Origin of the sequence: Terrimicrobium sacchariphilum (genome assembly GCF_001613545.1) — a bacterium.
Taxonomy (GTDB): domain Bacteria; phylum Verrucomicrobiota; class Verrucomicrobiia; order Chthoniobacterales; family Terrimicrobiaceae; genus Terrimicrobium; species Terrimicrobium sacchariphilum.
The window spans coordinates 3,416,277-3,430,738 of record NZ_BDCO01000002.1 but is presented as its reverse complement, the minus strand read 5'-3'; the positions used below and the strand labels follow the sequence as shown (position 1 = coordinate 3,430,738).

The window sequence follows — 14,462 nt, the reverse complement described above, 5'->3', positions numbered from 1 at the left end:
CATTTTGAGGCGTTCCCCATCGTGAAAATCTTGATTGTTGAAGACCAGGAGCGGCTCGGGCGGTTCCTGAAAAAGGCCATCGCCGAGCATGGCTACACGACGACGTGGGTTCGTACATGCGCGGAGGCGCGGGATGCGCTGGCGGAGGCTGCGCAGGATGCGATCATTCTCGATCTCGGACTGCCGGATGGTGACGGGCTGGATTTGCTGCGGGAATGGCGGCGGGCGGGATTCAACGAACCCGTGCTCATCCTAAGCGCGCGCGATGCGGTGCAGGATCGCATCCGGGGGCTCGACCTCGGCGCGGATGATTATCTGGCCAAGCCCTTCAGCCTGGAGGAACTCCTCGCCCGCGTCCGCTCGCTGCTGAGGCGGCAGTCGGCATCAAAGGATACGGTGCTGGAGCATGGGCCGCTACGCATGGACCTCGTGGGCCGCGCGGTGTCGCTGCACGGCAGGCCGCTCGACCTGACGAACCGCGAGTTTGCGCTGCTCGAGACCTTCCTGCGCAACCCAGGGCGCACGCTCACTCGCACGCTGATCTGCGAGAAGATCTGGGAGTCAAACTACGACGTGGATACCAATCTCCTCGATGTCTACATGAGCAAGCTCCGGGCGAAGCTGGAAACGCCCGGCGGCGAGCCGCTCTTTAAGACACAACGCGGCGTGGGGTATCAGCTCCTATGAGAACGCTGGGAGCCCGCCTCGCGCTGTGGTATTCCCTTGTCTCCACGGTAACGCTCTTCGGTCTCCTCGCGGCGGGGTATTTCCTGTTGAACCGCCACCTCGTGCGCGGCGTGGATTTGCAGAACGCGGCAGAGTTTCACCGCCTGGTGGCCGGAGGTTCGCTGCCCCGGCCGGGGGCGGAGTCGCCGGGCTTCCTCGTCGAGGTGCGCGATGCAGGTGGCGCTGTGCTTTACCGTTCGGCGGCGCTGGGAGTGACGGTATTGCCGGAGTTAGGCAATACGGTAACGATCGGTACGCTCGGGCGGCATCGCGTGGGAGTCTTTCAAAAAGACGGCGCGACGGTGAAGGTGGCGGTGCCGCTGGAGCCAGTGCGGCAGGTGATGCTGGGGTATGCGGAGATCAGCCTCGTTCTTGTCTGTCTCGTGCTGCTCATCAGCCTGATCAGTGGCATGGCGCTGAGCCGTGCGGCGCTGCGGCCGGTACGGACGATCCAGGAGACGGCCAACCGCATCCGCCTCGACAACCTGAGCGAGCGCATTCCGGTCGGCGACTCGCAGGATGAGATCGCGTCGCTGGCGGAGCTGCTCAACGAAATGTTTGACCGGTTGGAGACGGCTTTTGAGGAGGTGCGGCGGTTCAGCGCTGAGGCTTCGCATGAGCTCAAGACCCCGTTGTCCCTGCTGCGTCTCCAGGCGGAGAAGTTGCTAAGCGACGGACGCCTCGGCGCGGAGCAGGAGGAGGCCGTGCAGGAGCAGTTGGCGGAGATCAACCGCATGCAGCACATCATCGAGGACCTGCTGTTTCTCTCCCGGGCCGAGGCGCAGGCGATCCGGCCACGGCTGCTGCGGCGCAATCCGCGGGAGTTTCTCGATGAATTGACGGAAGATGCCGCACTGCTGGCCGAGCAGGCCGGGGTGCAGTTCCGCGCGCACATCGAGCCGGAGGGGGAGGTGGCGTTTGACGCGCAGTGGATGCGCCAGGCATTGCTGAATTTGCTGACAAACGCCTTTCGGTATTCCGGTCGTGGATCGCTGGTGACGCTCGACTCGGAATTCACTCTCGATGCGTGGCGGCTGACCGTGGAGGACGAGGGGCCGGGGGTGCCAGAGGTGGAGCGGGAGCGGATATTTGAGCGATTTGTGCGGCTCGACGATGCAGCAGAGCGCGGGTCGGGTTCCGGGTTGGGACTGGCAATCTGCCGGAGCGTGATGGCGATGCATGGCGGAGCGATCCATGCCGGGGCAGGCGAGCGAAAAGGGGGCCTGCGCGTGGTGTGCGAGGTGCCGCTCGGCGGTGCGCCGCGTGTGGCCGACCGACCGAGCGAGCGCGAGCAGGCGGTGGATTAGCCCTGGAGCATATTTTCTAGGCCGACCTAACGCAAGATCACGAGATTCCACCAGAGCGGGCCGATGCCCATCCAGATGGCGAGATTCACCACCGAGATGATGAAGCCGACGCTCCACCATGTACTCTGCGAGACGTAGGCTCCGGTGAAGTAGACGGGCGCGCAGCCTGTGCTGTAGTGGGTGAGTCCGGCGTTGAGATTGGACAAGACGGCAAGCGTCCAGGCGGCGAGGGCGGGCGGTACGCCGAGGACGACGGCTGCACCGAGAAAGGCCGGGTAGAGTGCGGAAATCTGCGCCGTGAGGCTGGCGAAGCCGTAGTGCGCGTAAAAGTACAGCAGCGCCAGCACCGCCATGGCAAAGGGCCACGGCCAGCCTGCGAGATGGCCAAAGGCATCGTCGAAGAGCACCTTGAACGTCCCCTGCCAACTCATCTCGTCGGCCATCATGAGCAGAGGCGCGAACCACACCAGCACCTCCCAGGCGCGGCGGTTGCCGAGGAGTTCATCCCACTTCAAGACCTGCGTGAGCAGCAGGGCGGAGACGCCGGTGAGGGCGACGACCGTATTGCCCGCGCCGTGCCAGGGTGAGGTGATCCAGCCGAGGATGACGAGGAAAAGGATGACGAGCAGCGTGATCTCCTGGCGGCTGAGCGGGCCGAGTTCGTCGAGCTTTCCCCGGGCAAAGGCCTGCGCGTGGCCCGTCTCCTGAAGCTGCGGAGGGGTGAGGTTATACAATATCCACGGAATGAGGGCGAAGGAGACGATGCCGGGAACGCAGGTGGCGAGAGCCCATTTCATCCAGGTCAGCTCGACCCCGGCGATGTCGAGGGCGAACTTTGCGATGAGCGGATTGCCCACCATGCTGGTGAGGAAGAGCACGGAGGCGAGGTAGTTCGTATGAAACCCGACCAGCGTGAGATACGCACCGATGCGCCGCGAGGTCGGGCCGGGCTCCGAGCCGAGCACCTGGGCGACATTGCGCAGGATGGGGGCGACGATGCCGCCGCGCGCGGTATCCGAGGGCACGAAGGGCGAGAGCACGAGATTCGATGCCGCGGCGGCGTACCCGAGCGAGAGTGCCGTGCTGCCGAGGCGGCTGATGAAGAAATAGGCGATACGCAGGCCCAGCCGGGTCTGCGTGACCGCCTGGGCAAAGAGAAAGGCGGAAAAGATGAGCCAGACCGTCGGGCTGGAGAAGCCTGATAGCGCCTGCGACAGCGGGAGGGTGCCCGTGAGGGCGATGAGCGTCATGGCGATGAGGACCACCACGCCCATGGGCGCGGGCCGCACGACGAGGGCGAGGATGGTGGAGACAAAGATCGCCAGGAGCTGGCGCTGGTTCGACGCGAGCTCCGCGACGGGCGCGAAGTACAGGACGATTCCCGGGAGGAGGATGATCGCCCATCGGAGGACTGCTGGGGTTGGCCGCGCTGCCGCCATGCGTCTGATGGAAATACTCTAGCCTCTGGCGGGCCGGGAGCAATGAGAGCGTTCCGGGAATTTCCACCCGGAACGCTCCCGGTTCTGGCATCTGGCTAGCTGGCGGGGGAAACCACCAGCCTTTCCTCCGGAGCCTTTGCGGCGGGGAGGGCGGTCGGTGTGGCAGCTGCGGGGGAAGCGGAGTCGAGGACCTGGCGCATACGGGTCTCGTCAACCTCCTTGCACCATTTGCCCACGATGACGGTGGCGACGCCATTGCCCACGAGGTTCGTCAGCGCGCGGGCCTCGGACATGAAGCGATCGATGCCAAGGATGAGGGCGATGCCCGCCACCGGCACATGACCCACGGCGGAAAGCGTCGCCGCCAGCACGATGAAGCCGCTGCCCGTGATGCCCGCGGCACCTTTCGAGGTCAGGAGCAGCACGGCGAGAAGCGTGAGCTGGTGGGTGAGGTCGAGCGGGGTGTTCGTGGCCTGGGCGATGAACACGGCGGCCATGGTCAGGTAGATGGCGGTGCCGTCGAGGTTGAAGGAATACCCGGTCGGAATGACGAGGCCGACGGTGGATTTCTTCACGCCGAGGTTCTCCAGTTTGCTCATCATGCGAGGGAGCACGGATTCCGACGATGAGGTGCCGAGCACGATGAGGAGCTCCTCTTTGATGTACTTGATGAATTTCCAGATGCTGAAGCCGTGCAGACGCGTGATGGTGCCGAGTACGAGGAAGACGAAGATGAGGCACGTGAGGTAAAACGAGCCCATGAGCTTCGCCAGCGAAAAGAGCGACTCCGTACCGTACTTGCCAATGGTGAAAGCCATCGCGCCAAACGCGCCGAGCGGAGCGACCTTCATGATGATGCCAACGATGCCAAAGAGGACGTGCGAGGTTTTCTCGATCAGTTCAAAGACGATCGAGCTGCGCCCGCCGAAGCGATGCAGGGCGAAACCGAAGAGCACCGATACGAGCAGCACTTGGAGGATCTCACCCTTGGCGAAAGCGTCGAAGACTGTGGTCGGAATGATGTGGAGGATGTAGTCGACCGTGCCCTCCATCTTGCCCGGGGCGGTGAATTGTGCGATGGCCTTGGTGTCGAGGCTGGCGGCGTCGATGTTCATCCCCGCGCCAGGGCGCACGACATTGACAATGACGAGGCCGACCACCAGGGCCAGCGTGCTCACGATCTCAAAGTAAAGCATGGCGAGGCCGCCCGTCTTGCCGACCTTTTTCATGTCCTCCATGCCCGCAATACCAATGACCACGGTGCAGAAGATGATCGGGGCGATGATCATCTTGATCAGCTTGATGAAGCCTTCGCCAAAGGGCTTCATCGCCTCACCCGTGGCGGGGAAGAAATGGCCCAGCAGCACGCCCAGGACGATCGCGACGATGACCTGGAAATAGAGCGACTGGTAAAATTTGCGGGGCTTTGGGGGGACGGCGGGAGCCGACGACTCGGACGCGGAGGGAGTATGCATAGGGGAGGTTTGTCTGCCTCGCACCATGACTCCCGATGCTTAAAAGATTCTGAACGGAACCTGAATTTTTCTTCAGGTTTCTCCCTGCGCGGAGAGGCGGCTCTACGCTGAGATGCCGAAGAGTTTGCCAATCAGAGCCGTCAGGCCCATGGCAAAGCTGCCCCAGAAACAGACGCGCAAGGCTCCGCGCCATATCGACGCCCCACCTGCCGCAGCGGCGACGGCTCCCAGGGCGCACAGCAGCGTGATGGCGGTCGCCGGCACCAGCCAAACCACGATCCCGGCAGGAGCGAGAATGGCGGTGACGACCGGAACGATGGCTCCTGAAGCAAAGGCGGTGGCCGACCACATGGCGGCCTGGATTGGGCGCGCGCTCAGCTCCTCGGTGATGCCGATTTCATCGCGAGCATGCGCGCCGAGGGCGTCTTTTTTCATCAGCTGGCGGGCAACCTCGAGGGCGAGATTTTCATCGAGTCCGCGATCCCGGTAGATGGCGGCGAGTTCGGCTTCCTCTTCCTCGGGATCGTTGGCGAGGGCGTCGGCCTCCATCTTCAGGTCGGCCTTCTCGGTATCCTCCTGCGACTTCACGGAAACGTACTCCCCGGCCGCCATGGACATGGCCCCGGCGACCAGGCCGGCGACCCCGGCGAGAAGGATGCTGGACTTGGTCGAGTTCGCCGCTGCCACGCCTACGATGAGGCTGGCGGTGGACAGAATGCCGTCATTCGCGCCCAGCACGGCGGCGCGCAGCCACCCGGAGCGATTGATGCGATGATGTTCCTCATGCGCCATGAGCCGGACCGTAACGGCCTCCCGTTTTTTGTCGACCGGAATCGGGAAATCCCCAGGCTGTCTAGTCGGGGAGGGAGACGTTTGATCCGAAAAGCAGCCTGCGCGTAGCGAGTTCCAGCGGACGGCTGTATGACATCCAGGAAAAGAGCGGATCGAAGGTGAGGTATTGGACGGGTTCGTCGTTGAGCGAGGCGCCGCTGTGGGTTTCGGATTTACTCCGGTCTCGTAGGAAGACCAGAGCCTTTTTTCCCTTGGCGTAGGGAGCGGTCATTTCCTCAGAAGCTGGCTGGTTGGGGATGCGGAGGCTGATCAGCGGTTTGGCGCCGGGCTTGAGATCGCCTTTCAGAGTTTCCTGCACGACGACGCGGACGATACTGTCCTGCCAGTAGAAAACCTGATCCTGGTTACTAATAGGAGCCGAACCCCAAAATCCTTCAGCAGGTTCTTCCACGGTGACAATGGCGATGTCGTCGGACTGGCGGACGAGGGTTTCCAGCGCTGCGAGTTGGGCGTGGATTGGGGAGGCCAGGGTGAGGAGAAAGACGAGCAGGGGGAATGCTTTCATAAAGGCGGTTACATCAGTTGCACCGGGTCGACGTCGGCGACGATGAAGACGTCCTCGGGGAGCGGGAGGGCGTGGAGGACGGTCTGGACGGCTCGGGACATGGCGCGGGTCGAGGTGCCGCGCAGGGCGGTCTGGAAGCGGTAGTAGCCCTTGGCCTTTTCCAGCGGGGCGGGGGTGGCTTCGCTGACCGCGATTCCCTCGGGCGTGACCTCGCGGAGGCGGCGGACGAAGGTCTGGGTGGTGAACTCCGCCTTTTCGCGACTCTCGCTGCGCACGGTGACGAGCACCATGCGGGAGAAGGGCGGGAAGTGGAAGCGCTCGCGGAACTCCATCTCCTGCTCGACGAAGCCCTCGAAATCATGGTGCCGGGCAAACTGGATGGACGGGCTGGTCGGCGTGTAGGATTGCACGAGCACCTCTCCCTCCATCTCGCCGCGTCCGGCACGACCCGCGACCTGGGTGAGGAGCTGGAAGGTGCGTTCCCCGGCGCGGAAATCCGGTACGTGCAGGCCGAGGTCGGCATTGATAATGCCCACCAGCGTGACATTCGGGAAATGCAGGCCCTTGGCGATCATCTGGGTGCCGACGAGGATGTCGATCTCGCCCTTCTTGAAGGCGCCGAGAGTGAGACGATACGCGTCCTTGCGGCTCATGGCGTCGGCATCCATGCGTGCGATGCGGGCCTTGGGGAAAATCTTGCGCACGATGTCCTCGACCTTCTGGGTGCCGATGCCGGCGTGGCGGATGCCGGGGTCGCGGCACTCTGGGCAGACCTTGGGCGCGCGCTCGGTGTGGCCGCAGATATGGCAGGCGAGCTGGGAGGCGTCGCGATGGTAGGTGAGGGCGACGCTGCAATTCGGGCATTCGCAGACATGGCCGCACACCTCGCAGAGCATGGTGGTGGAGAATCCGCGCCGGTTGAGAAAGAGGATGGTTTGCTCGCCTTTTTTCAGGCGGCTCTCGATGGCGGTGACGAGCGGGGGGGAGAAAGCGGATTCGCCGCCCTTGGTCGTCTTGCGCATGTCCACGATGCGGATGACGGGCATCTTGCGGTCGTCCACGCGCTGGGCGAGGCGGACGAGCTGATACTTGCCATTCTGGACATTGTGCCAGCTCTCGATCGAGGGCGTGGCGCTGCCGAGGACGATGGGGCATCCCTCGCGCTGGGCGCGGAGCACGGCGACATCGCGGGCGTTGTAGCGGGGCGTCTCCTCCTGCTTGTAGGAGCTTTCGTGCTCCTCATCGACGATGATGATGCCGGGCGATTCCAGAGGGGCAAAGACGGCGCTGCGCGCTCCGATGACGATCTTGGCCTTGCCGCTGCGCACCTTGTACCACTCGTCGTGGCGTTCCCCGGCGGCGAGATGGCTGTGCAGGACGGCGACCTCCTGCTGGAGAGCCGCGAAGCGCGCCTTGAAGCGCTCGACCGTCTGCGGCGTGAGCGAAATCTCTGGTACGAGCACGAGCGCGCTGCGGCCCTGGGCGAGGACGGCCTTGATGGATTGCAGGTAAATCTCCGTCTTGCCGCTGCCGGTCACGCCGAAAAGCAGGATGGGACGGGGAGGCGTCGGCGAGGCGATTGCGACCTTCACGGCTTCCAGAGCGAGGGCCTGTTCCTCGTTCAACTCCAGATCCTGCGTCGGGATAAAGGTATCCCCGGCGTGCGGATCGCGGGCGACTTCCTCCTGCTCGATGGCGATCCAGCCTTTCTCCTCCAGAGTGCGAAAGACGCCCTCGCTTACCCCGGCGGTCTGGCAAAGCTCGGTGATGGCGGTGGGTTTCCCGGCCTGCTGGACGGCATTCAGAGCGTCCGCCTGCCGAGGCGCTTTTGCAGCGAGCTTCTCGAGGTCGTCGTCGGTGATCTCGCGCAGGGCGCGGGCAAAGTTGCGCTTCTTCGCCGAGACCTGGGCCTGCCGCACGACCTGCGGGAGCAGGCAGGACATGGCGGCCTCCAGCGAGCAGCAGTAGTAGTCGGAAATCCACCGGGCCAGCTCGAAGAGTTTCGGCAAAATGAGCGGCTGGCCGCCCATGACCTCGTGAATCTCCTTCAGACCCGGCACATCGCTGTCCTCCAGCACCTCGAGCACGGTGCCCTGGAGGAGCCGGGCGCGCAGGGGCACCTTCACGCGGGAGCCGGGGGCGACCATCTCCGCCATGTGGGGCGGGATGATGTAGTCGAGGGCACGGTCGCCCGCCTTGTCGGGGAGTACGCGGGCGAAGGACGGCATCCCGGGAGTTAAACCAAGGATGGGGCGTTTCTAAAAGGAATTGATGCGACGGGATGGGTGCGTGGTATCTTTGGACGCGTGAAGGTTGTTGTCACGATATTGGCTGTCGTTGTGGTGCTGGCGGTTGCTGCGTTTGCAGTGATCAGCATGGCGAGCGACGACCCGCGCTATACTGCCCACGAACTGCTGAGCCTCGGGCGGTATGACAAATACGACGGCCTTATTATCGAGGTCTCGAAGCAGCGCAACATCCCGCCCGAGCTGATCAAGGCGATTATCTGGAAGGAAAGCCGGTTTGACACCACGAAGAAGGGCAGCCAGGGCGAGCGCGGCCTCATGCAGATCACCGAGGTGGCGGCGGCGGATTGGGCCAAGGCTGGCAAGGTCGAGGGCTTTGTCCCGACGATGCTTTTTGATCCCAAGGTCAACATGGAGGTCGGCACGTGGTATTTGCGTCGCGCTCTGGATCACTGGTCCGAAAAGGATGACCCGGTGCCATTCGCGCTGGCCGAATACAATGCCGGTCGGGGTCGGGTGCATCGCTGGATGAAAGATTCCGGCCAGGGTTCCACCGCGGACGCGAAGGATTTGCAGGATGCGATGGATTTTCCCGGGACGAAGAGCTACATCGCGATGATCATCTCGCGGTCTGATTTCTACCGAAAACGCGGCGAGTTTACGGACCGGTAGCGATTAATACGACAGGCCCTTGTCGCGGTCGTGGCCGAGGAGGCGGTCGATGTAATCCTCGGGGGCGAGCTTGAGCGGGACGGGGCCGTCGGGTTCGCCGCGGATGAACTGCTGCACCTCGGGGTCGGGGCTGTTCTTGATGTCATCCGGTGTGCCGTGGGCGATGACCATGCCGGCGCGCTTGCCTGCGCCGAGGACGATCATCTTCGTGCCGATGCGGAAGGCGCTGGCCATGTCGTGGGTGACGACGACAGCGGTCATGTGGAGCTTGCGCGTCAGGTCCATCGTGAGCTGGTCGATGACGGCGGTCATGATGGGATCGAGGCCGGAGGTCGGCTCGTCGCTGAAAAGGAGTTCCGGGTCGAGAGCGACGGCGCGGGCGAGGCCGACGCGCTTGCGCATGCCGCCGCTGATCTCGGCGGGCTTGAGGTTTTCAAAGCCGGTGAGGCCGACGAGTTCCAGCTTCATCTTCACCACGAGATCGACGATGGCGGGGTCGACCTTGCTGTTCTCGATGAGCGGGAGGGCGACGTTTTCGCCGACGGTGAGGGATTGCAGGAGGGCGCCGAACTGGAAATTCATCCCAAAGCGCAGGCGGAGCTTCTCCATTTCCTGCGGCGACATGGTGGTCGTCTCGTCGCCAAAGATCTTGATCGATCCGCTGGTGGGCCGGAGCGAGCCGATGATGTGTCGCAGCAGCGTGCTCTTGCCGCACCCCGAGCCGCCCATGATGATCATGGTGTCGCCCTTCTCGACGGTGAAGGAAATGCCGTTGAGCACGGTGCGATTGCCGAACTTGCGGACAAGGTCTCGCACCTCGATGACGGTCTCGCGTTTGGTCTCGCTCATCCCTTGGGGCCCTCGATGATGAAAAACATGCCGGTGAGGAGCGCGTTCACGACGAGCATCACGAGGATGCAGAGCACGACGGATTTCGTAGTCGAGCGGCCCACACCCTCGGCACCGCCGGTAACGCTCAGGCCGCTCTGGCAGGAAATGACGGAGATGAGCCAGCCGAAGACAAAGCTCTTCGTCATGCCCGAGATGAGATCCATCATGTCGGCGCTCTCGACGAGGCGCATGATGTAGGCCGTCGTGTTGATATCGAGGGCGAAGTTGCAGATGATCCAGCCGCCGACGAAGCCGATGTAGTTGCTGAAGACCACCAGGCACGGGAGCATGATGATCATGGCGATCACGCGGGGGGCGACAAGGAAGCGGACCGGGTTGATCGACATCACCTCGAGGGCCTCGATTTCCTCCGAGACCTTCATGGTGCCGAGCTCCGCGGTGATGGCCGAGCCGCTGCGGCCGATGACGACGACGCCGGTGAGGAGCGGGGCCAGCTCGCGCAGGAGCGTGATCGAGAGGAGATCCGGCACGTATGAGGTCGCGCCCATGCGGGCCAGCTCATGCGAACCCTGCATGGCCAGCGTCAGGCCGATGCTCAGGGAAGTCAGCGCCGCCATGGGGACAGCCTGCACGCCCATGCGGACCATCTGCTGAAAGATCGCGTCGATCCGGACGGGCGGCTTCCCGACGAAGGGCGCGATAAAGGTCCAGTAGAGAATCTGGGCGTTGAGCGTGAGGAATTGGCGCAACGCGGCCACGGTCGGTTACTTGGAGGCGAGAGCCGCCAGGGCGGCCTCGCGGGTGTCGGAGATGGTGAAGAGCTCGTTCAGGCGGACGAGGTCGAAAATGGTGCGCACCTTCTTTTTCAGGCCGAAGAGGGCGATCTTGCCGCCGAATGAGGAGGACTCGCGTACGTACTCGATGAAGGTGGCGAGACCCGACGAGTCGATGTACTCGACGTCGGTAAAGTCGATGAGGAGGACGGGCGCCTTGTCGGAGGCGCAGTCGCGCAGTTCGGCGCGGAGGGCGGGGGAGGCGTGCAGGTCGATTTCACCCGTGATCTTGAGTGTGGTTGCCTGGTCGTCTTTCAACTTCTCGATCTGCATACCAGCGAGATAGCGAGGCGGGGCGGCAGAGGGAAGCTTGATTTGCGCCCAGTCGAGGGTCGCACCTTGTGCGGGGCCGTGAATCTGGTTTATTGGTGACGAAATGGCTGCAGGAGAAAGATCGTGGGAGGAAATCCGCAAGGACTTCCCCGTGTTGGACCAGGAGGTCAACGGGAGGAAGCTCATTTATTTCGACAACGCGGCGACTTCGCAGAAGCCGCTGAGCGTGATCGAGGCGATGACGCATTACTACGAGCACGACAATGCCAATGTGCATCGCGGCCTGCATGAACTGAGTAATCGCGCCACCGCCGGGTATGAAGGCGCGCGCGCCCGCCTCGCCGCCTACCTCGGCGCGCAGGACGAGGAGATCATTTTCACCCGCGGCACCACCGAGAGCATCAACCTCGTGGCTCGCGCCTGGGGCGAGGAATACCTGAAGGCCGGCGATGTGGTCCTGCTGACCGAGATGGAGCACCACAGCAACATCGTGCCGTGGCAACTCCTGGCCCAGCGGCGCGGCGTGAAGCTGCGCTTCATCCCGGTGACGCCGGAGGGCACGCTGGACCTTTCCAATCTCGATCAGCTCCTCGACGGGGTGAAGCTCTTCAGCTTCGTTCATATCTCGAACAGCCTCGGCACGATCAATCCCGCCGCCGAGCTCGTGCGCCGGGCCAAGGCCGCCGGAGCCACCGTGCTCGTCGACGCCGCTCAGAGTGCCGGGCATCTGCCGCTCGACGTGAAGGAGCTTGGCTGCGACTTTCTCGCGCTCTCGGGGCACAAGATGTGCGGCCCGACCGGTATCGGCTTGCTGTATGGCCGCCGGGAGATTCTCGACGCGATGCCGCCCTTCCATGGCGGCGGCGAGATGATTTCCACTGTCACCTTTGAGGGAAGCCAATACAAGCCGTCGCCCTACCGCTTCGAGGCGGGGACCCCGGCCATCGCGGAGGCGATCGGCCTCGCGGCGGCGGCGGAGTACATCGACGGTATTGGCCGCGCTCGCATCTGGGAACACGACCAGCTTCTCGCCCGGGAAGGACTGGCGGTATTGAGCCAGATCCCCGGCATCCGCATCCTTGGGCCGCTGGACCAGCGGGCCGGACTCGTCGCTTTTACCCTCCAGTCGGCCCACGCCCACGATGTCGTGAGCATGGCGGACCAGGAGGGACTCGCCTTGCGCGGCGGCCACCACTGTACCCAGCCGCTACTGCGCAAGCTCGGCGTGCCCGCCTCCAGCCGGGCAAGCTTTGCCTTTTACAACACGATTGAGGAGATTCAACGGATGGGGGAAATCCTCAAGAAAGTGCAGACCTTTTTCGCATGAACCTCGAAGAACTCTACCAGGAGGTGATCCTGGACCACAGCAAGCGTCCCCGGAACTTCGGCCCACTGCCCGATGCGACGGTGACCGTGCGCGGGGACAATCCCTCGTGCGGCGACGAGATCGAGCTTTCGCTCAAGCTCAACGGCGACCAGATCGAGGACGTGAAATTCACCGGCCAGGGCTGCGCCATCTGCATGGCCTCCGCCTCGCTCCTCACGCTGAAGGTGAAGAAAAAGGAAAAGGCGCAGGCCGAGGCGCTGCTCAAGGGATTCAAGGACATGCTCACCGCGCCCGAGGCTCCGGAGTCGAACGACACGCTGGGCGACTTGCAGATTTTTTCCGCCGTGCGGCGTTTCCCCCAGCGGGTGAAGTGCGCCACCCTTTCGTGGCGTGCGCTCGAGCAGGCACTGGAAGCCCATGCGGGATCGGTTACGACCGAGGAACCAGCCAGCTAGCAGGCTGGACGCCGCCCTCCGGTGGGTGGTGGTACGTAAGGAGAATGGGGAGGCAGCCTGGAGATTGGCGTGTCCGGCCCCGTCAGGCCGGGCGCTGAAATGGAGCCTTTCTCCAGTCTCGACGTCTCTACGTATGATCTGTTAGTGCAGTCAGGCAACAGGTCTCAAAAAGCATGAAGATCACCCAGGGAAAGAAGGGACGACGAGCGATGACTCGTGCTTTGAGGCTTTGTGATGTCGTATCCCCCTAAAGCCCCATGATAGGAAAGTCCCTTATTTTCCGGCGGGTAGAAATGTGCATACCGAGGTTATGCTCGTGATGGAGAGCGTGCTTAACAATCCTCCCCATCCGCTGCTTCGTACGCGTGATCGCATTTTGGGCGCAGCGAAGGAACTATTTGCCAGCAAGGGATTTAAAGGAACTACGACTGCGGAGATTGCCCGTCGCGCCGGAGTCAATGAGGCGTTGATCTATCGGCATTTCCCGGCCAAGCGCGACCTGCACACCGCCATCCTGCGAGCCAAGCTCGAGGAGGAGGTCTCGCTGGAGCTTTTTCAGGCACCGGAGTCGATCGACCTCCCCGTGGAAATCGTGCTCCAAGGCGTGGCTCAAAGATTTCTCGAGGCCCACGACCCGACCTTTCTCAGGCTTTATTACCAGAGTGCCCTGGAGGGGCATGAACTGGCAGGGGAGTTTTACGAGCAGTTTGTCACACGGTTTGTCGCAGTGCTGGAGGGAATGTTCATTCGCTGGATGGCCGCAGGTCTGATTCATGCGAGCAATCCACGCATGAGCGCTCAAGCGTTTCTCGGCATGTTGCGTAGCGCGGCGCTGAGCATTGAGCTGTTTCAGGACCCGGATTTCCTCCGCCCCTACGACGAACTGGCCAAAGACTTCACCACGACCTTTATCAACGGGATCCGGGTGTATCCGGTCCATAGCGACCACAATCCCACGATCTAGGGGCATTTCCGTTTGCATTCCCGGACAATCGGGGGGATGCTGTGCGTTCGCACGGGGGAGATTCCGTTGGTAGCGTGGAAAGTTTCCACAGCGGATTTTTGGCAACAACACTCATCTGCCCGTTGTTCTGTCGATCTAGCAGGTCATTCTGCGTCGCCTGAATGCGTTCTTCGCCGTGCGGTATATCTCTATGCAACAGGACAAAGCGATCGAAGTTGAAGGACGGATAACGAACGTACTACCCGGGACGATGTTTCACGTGGAATTGGCCAACAAGCACACCGTGCTGGCACACATCTCGGGCAAGATGCGCAAGCGTTTCATCCGTCTCCTCAATGGCGACCGCGTGAAGCTGGAAATGTCCCCGTACGATCTGAGCAAGGCCCGGATCGTGTATCGTCTCGGCTAGTTTTTTCTTTTTCGGCCGGGTTTGTTTTCCGGCCATCTCCGGGGAACGTGGTTCCCCTTCCTTGGCGGCGAGAGTGTGTTTGTATCTCGCAGCGGACTTTCGAATGTCGCGTAAGGGTGGGCGCTCG

Annotated in this window: 15 protein-coding genes; 7 read left to right on the top strand and 8 right to left on the bottom strand. The window is 62.9% G+C overall.

Annotated features, from left to right (window positions below):
* Positions 1-21 precede the first annotated feature (21 nt).
* Complete coding sequence (locus TSACC_RS16105) at positions 22-687, top strand: response regulator transcription factor (RefSeq protein ID WP_075080245.1); 666 nt, start codon at positions 22-24, stop codon at positions 685-687.
* Positions 684-2,033 carry a HAMP domain-containing sensor histidine kinase gene (locus TSACC_RS16100; RefSeq protein ID WP_075080244.1) on the top strand — a complete coding sequence of 450 codons (1,350 nt, stop codon included), beginning with the start codon at positions 684-686 and terminating at the stop codon, positions 2,031-2,033. The genes TSACC_RS16105 and TSACC_RS16100 overlap by 4 nt, the downstream gene beginning before the upstream one ends.
* A 26-nt stretch (positions 2,034-2,059) precedes the next feature.
* Here the strand turns inward: TSACC_RS16100 and TSACC_RS16095 are convergent, their stop codons facing one another.
* From TSACC_RS16095 to priA, 5 genes are all read right to left on the bottom strand, one after another.
* A complete protein-coding gene (locus TSACC_RS16095) occupies positions 2,060-3,472 on the bottom strand; it encodes a DASS family sodium-coupled anion symporter (protein WP_075080243.1) in 1,413 nt (470 codons plus the stop codon).
* A 95-nt stretch (positions 3,473-3,567) separates the two neighbouring features.
* Complete coding sequence (locus tag TSACC_RS16090; protein WP_075080242.1) at positions 3,568-4,947, bottom strand: dicarboxylate/amino acid:cation symporter; 1,380 nt, start codon at positions 4,945-4,947, stop codon at positions 3,568-3,570.
* Positions 4,948-5,049: 102 nt separating this feature from the next.
* Positions 5,050-5,739 (bottom strand): VIT1/CCC1 transporter family protein, encoded by a 690-nt coding sequence (locus tag TSACC_RS16085; RefSeq protein ID WP_075080241.1) that lies wholly within the window; start codon positions 5,737-5,739, stop codon positions 5,050-5,052.
* 61 nt (positions 5,740-5,800) lie between these two features.
* Positions 5,801-6,304: a hypothetical protein gene (locus tag TSACC_RS16080; RefSeq protein WP_075080240.1), complete on the bottom strand. Its 504-nt coding sequence runs from the start codon at positions 6,302-6,304 to the stop codon at positions 5,801-5,803.
* Between the two features lie 8 nt (positions 6,305-6,312).
* Positions 6,313-8,532 carry a replication restart helicase PriA gene (gene priA, locus TSACC_RS16075; protein ID WP_075080239.1) on the bottom strand — a complete coding sequence of 740 codons (2,220 nt, stop codon included), beginning with the start codon at positions 8,530-8,532 and terminating at the stop codon, positions 6,313-6,315.
* Between the two features lie 78 nt (positions 8,533-8,610).
* Here priA and TSACC_RS16070 point away from each other — a divergent pair, with 78 nt between their 5' ends.
* Complete coding sequence (locus TSACC_RS16070) at positions 8,611-9,222, top strand: lytic transglycosylase domain-containing protein (protein WP_153811480.1); 612 nt, start codon at positions 8,611-8,613, stop codon at positions 9,220-9,222.
* 3 nt (positions 9,223-9,225) lie between these two features.
* Here the strand turns inward: TSACC_RS16070 and TSACC_RS16065 are convergent, their stop codons facing one another.
* Genes TSACC_RS16065 through TSACC_RS22155 form a run of 3 tightly spaced genes read right to left on the bottom strand, consistent with a single transcriptional unit; the run spans position 9,226 to position 11,180 of the window.
* On the bottom strand, positions 9,226-10,071 hold the full coding sequence (locus TSACC_RS16065) for an ABC transporter ATP-binding protein (RefSeq protein WP_075080237.1): 846 nt from the start codon (positions 10,069-10,071) through the stop codon (positions 9,226-9,228).
* On the bottom strand, positions 10,068-10,832 hold the full coding sequence (locus TSACC_RS16060; protein ID WP_075080236.1) for an MlaE family ABC transporter permease: 765 nt from the start codon (positions 10,830-10,832) through the stop codon (positions 10,068-10,070). Before TSACC_RS16060 ends, TSACC_RS16065 begins: the two co-directional genes overlap by 4 nt.
* A gap of 6 nt (positions 10,833-10,838) precedes the next feature.
* Positions 10,839-11,180, bottom strand: a complete 342-nt coding sequence (locus TSACC_RS22155; RefSeq protein ID WP_075080235.1) for an STAS domain-containing protein — start codon at positions 11,178-11,180, stop codon at positions 10,839-10,841.
* A gap of 103 nt (positions 11,181-11,283) precedes the next feature.
* Here TSACC_RS22155 and TSACC_RS16050 point away from each other — a divergent pair, with 103 nt between their 5' ends.
* The 4 genes from TSACC_RS16050 (at position 11,284) to infA (ending at position 14,335) form a co-directional block, all read left to right on the top strand.
* Positions 11,284-12,507, top strand: coding sequence for a SufS family cysteine desulfurase (locus tag TSACC_RS16050; RefSeq protein WP_075080234.1), 1,224 nt, complete (start codon positions 11,284-11,286; stop codon positions 12,505-12,507).
* The gene (sufU, locus tag TSACC_RS16045; protein ID WP_075080233.1) at positions 12,504-12,962 is read left to right on the top strand and encodes a Fe-S cluster assembly sulfur transfer protein SufU; all 459 of its coding nucleotides are present in this window, start codon (positions 12,504-12,506) and stop codon (positions 12,960-12,962) included. The genes TSACC_RS16050 and sufU overlap by 4 nt, the downstream gene beginning before the upstream one ends.
* Before the next feature lie 295 nt (positions 12,963-13,257).
* Positions 13,258-13,926, top strand: a complete 669-nt coding sequence (locus TSACC_RS16040) for a TetR/AcrR family transcriptional regulator (protein WP_153811479.1) — start codon at positions 13,258-13,260, stop codon at positions 13,924-13,926.
* A 190-nt stretch (positions 13,927-14,116) separates the two neighbouring features.
* Positions 14,117-14,335, top strand: a complete 219-nt coding sequence (infA, locus tag TSACC_RS16035; RefSeq protein ID WP_075080232.1) for a translation initiation factor IF-1 — start codon at positions 14,117-14,119, stop codon at positions 14,333-14,335.
* The last annotated feature ends 127 nt before the right edge of the window (positions 14,336-14,462 follow it).

Bases quoted from the DNA above. Each gene is read 5' to 3' on its own strand.
- TSACC_RS16095 (WP_075080243.1), bottom strand. From the start codon at position 3,472: ATGGCGGCAGCGCGGCCAACCCCAGCAGTCCTCCGATGGGCGATCATC.
- infA (WP_075080232.1), top strand. From the start codon at position 14,117: ATGCAACAGGACAAAGCGATCGAAGTTGAAGGACGGATAACGAACGTA.
- TSACC_RS16100 (WP_075080244.1), top strand. From the start codon at position 684: ATGAGAACGCTGGGAGCCCGCCTCGCGCTGTGGTATTCCCTTGTCTCC.
- TSACC_RS16090 (WP_075080242.1), bottom strand. From the start codon at position 4,947: ATGCATACTCCCTCCGCGTCCGAGTCGTCGGCTCCCGCCGTCCCCCCA.
- sufU (WP_075080233.1), top strand. From the start codon at position 12,504: ATGAACCTCGAAGAACTCTACCAGGAGGTGATCCTGGACCACAGCAAG.
- priA (WP_075080239.1), bottom strand. From the start codon at position 8,532: ATGCCGTCCTTCGCCCGCGTACTCCCCGACAAGGCGGGCGACCGTGCC.
- TSACC_RS16050 (WP_075080234.1), top strand. From the start codon at position 11,284: ATGGCTGCAGGAGAAAGATCGTGGGAGGAAATCCGCAAGGACTTCCCC.
- TSACC_RS16085 (WP_075080241.1), bottom strand. From the start codon at position 5,739: ATGGCGCATGAGGAACATCATCGCATCAATCGCTCCGGGTGGCTGCGC.
- TSACC_RS16080 (WP_075080240.1), bottom strand. From the start codon at position 6,304: ATGAAAGCATTCCCCCTGCTCGTCTTTCTCCTCACCCTGGCCTCCCCA.
- TSACC_RS22155 (WP_075080235.1), bottom strand. From the start codon at position 11,180: ATGCAGATCGAGAAGTTGAAAGACGACCAGGCAACCACACTCAAGATC.
- TSACC_RS16065 (WP_075080237.1), bottom strand. From the start codon at position 10,071: ATGAGCGAGACCAAACGCGAGACCGTCATCGAGGTGCGAGACCTTGTC.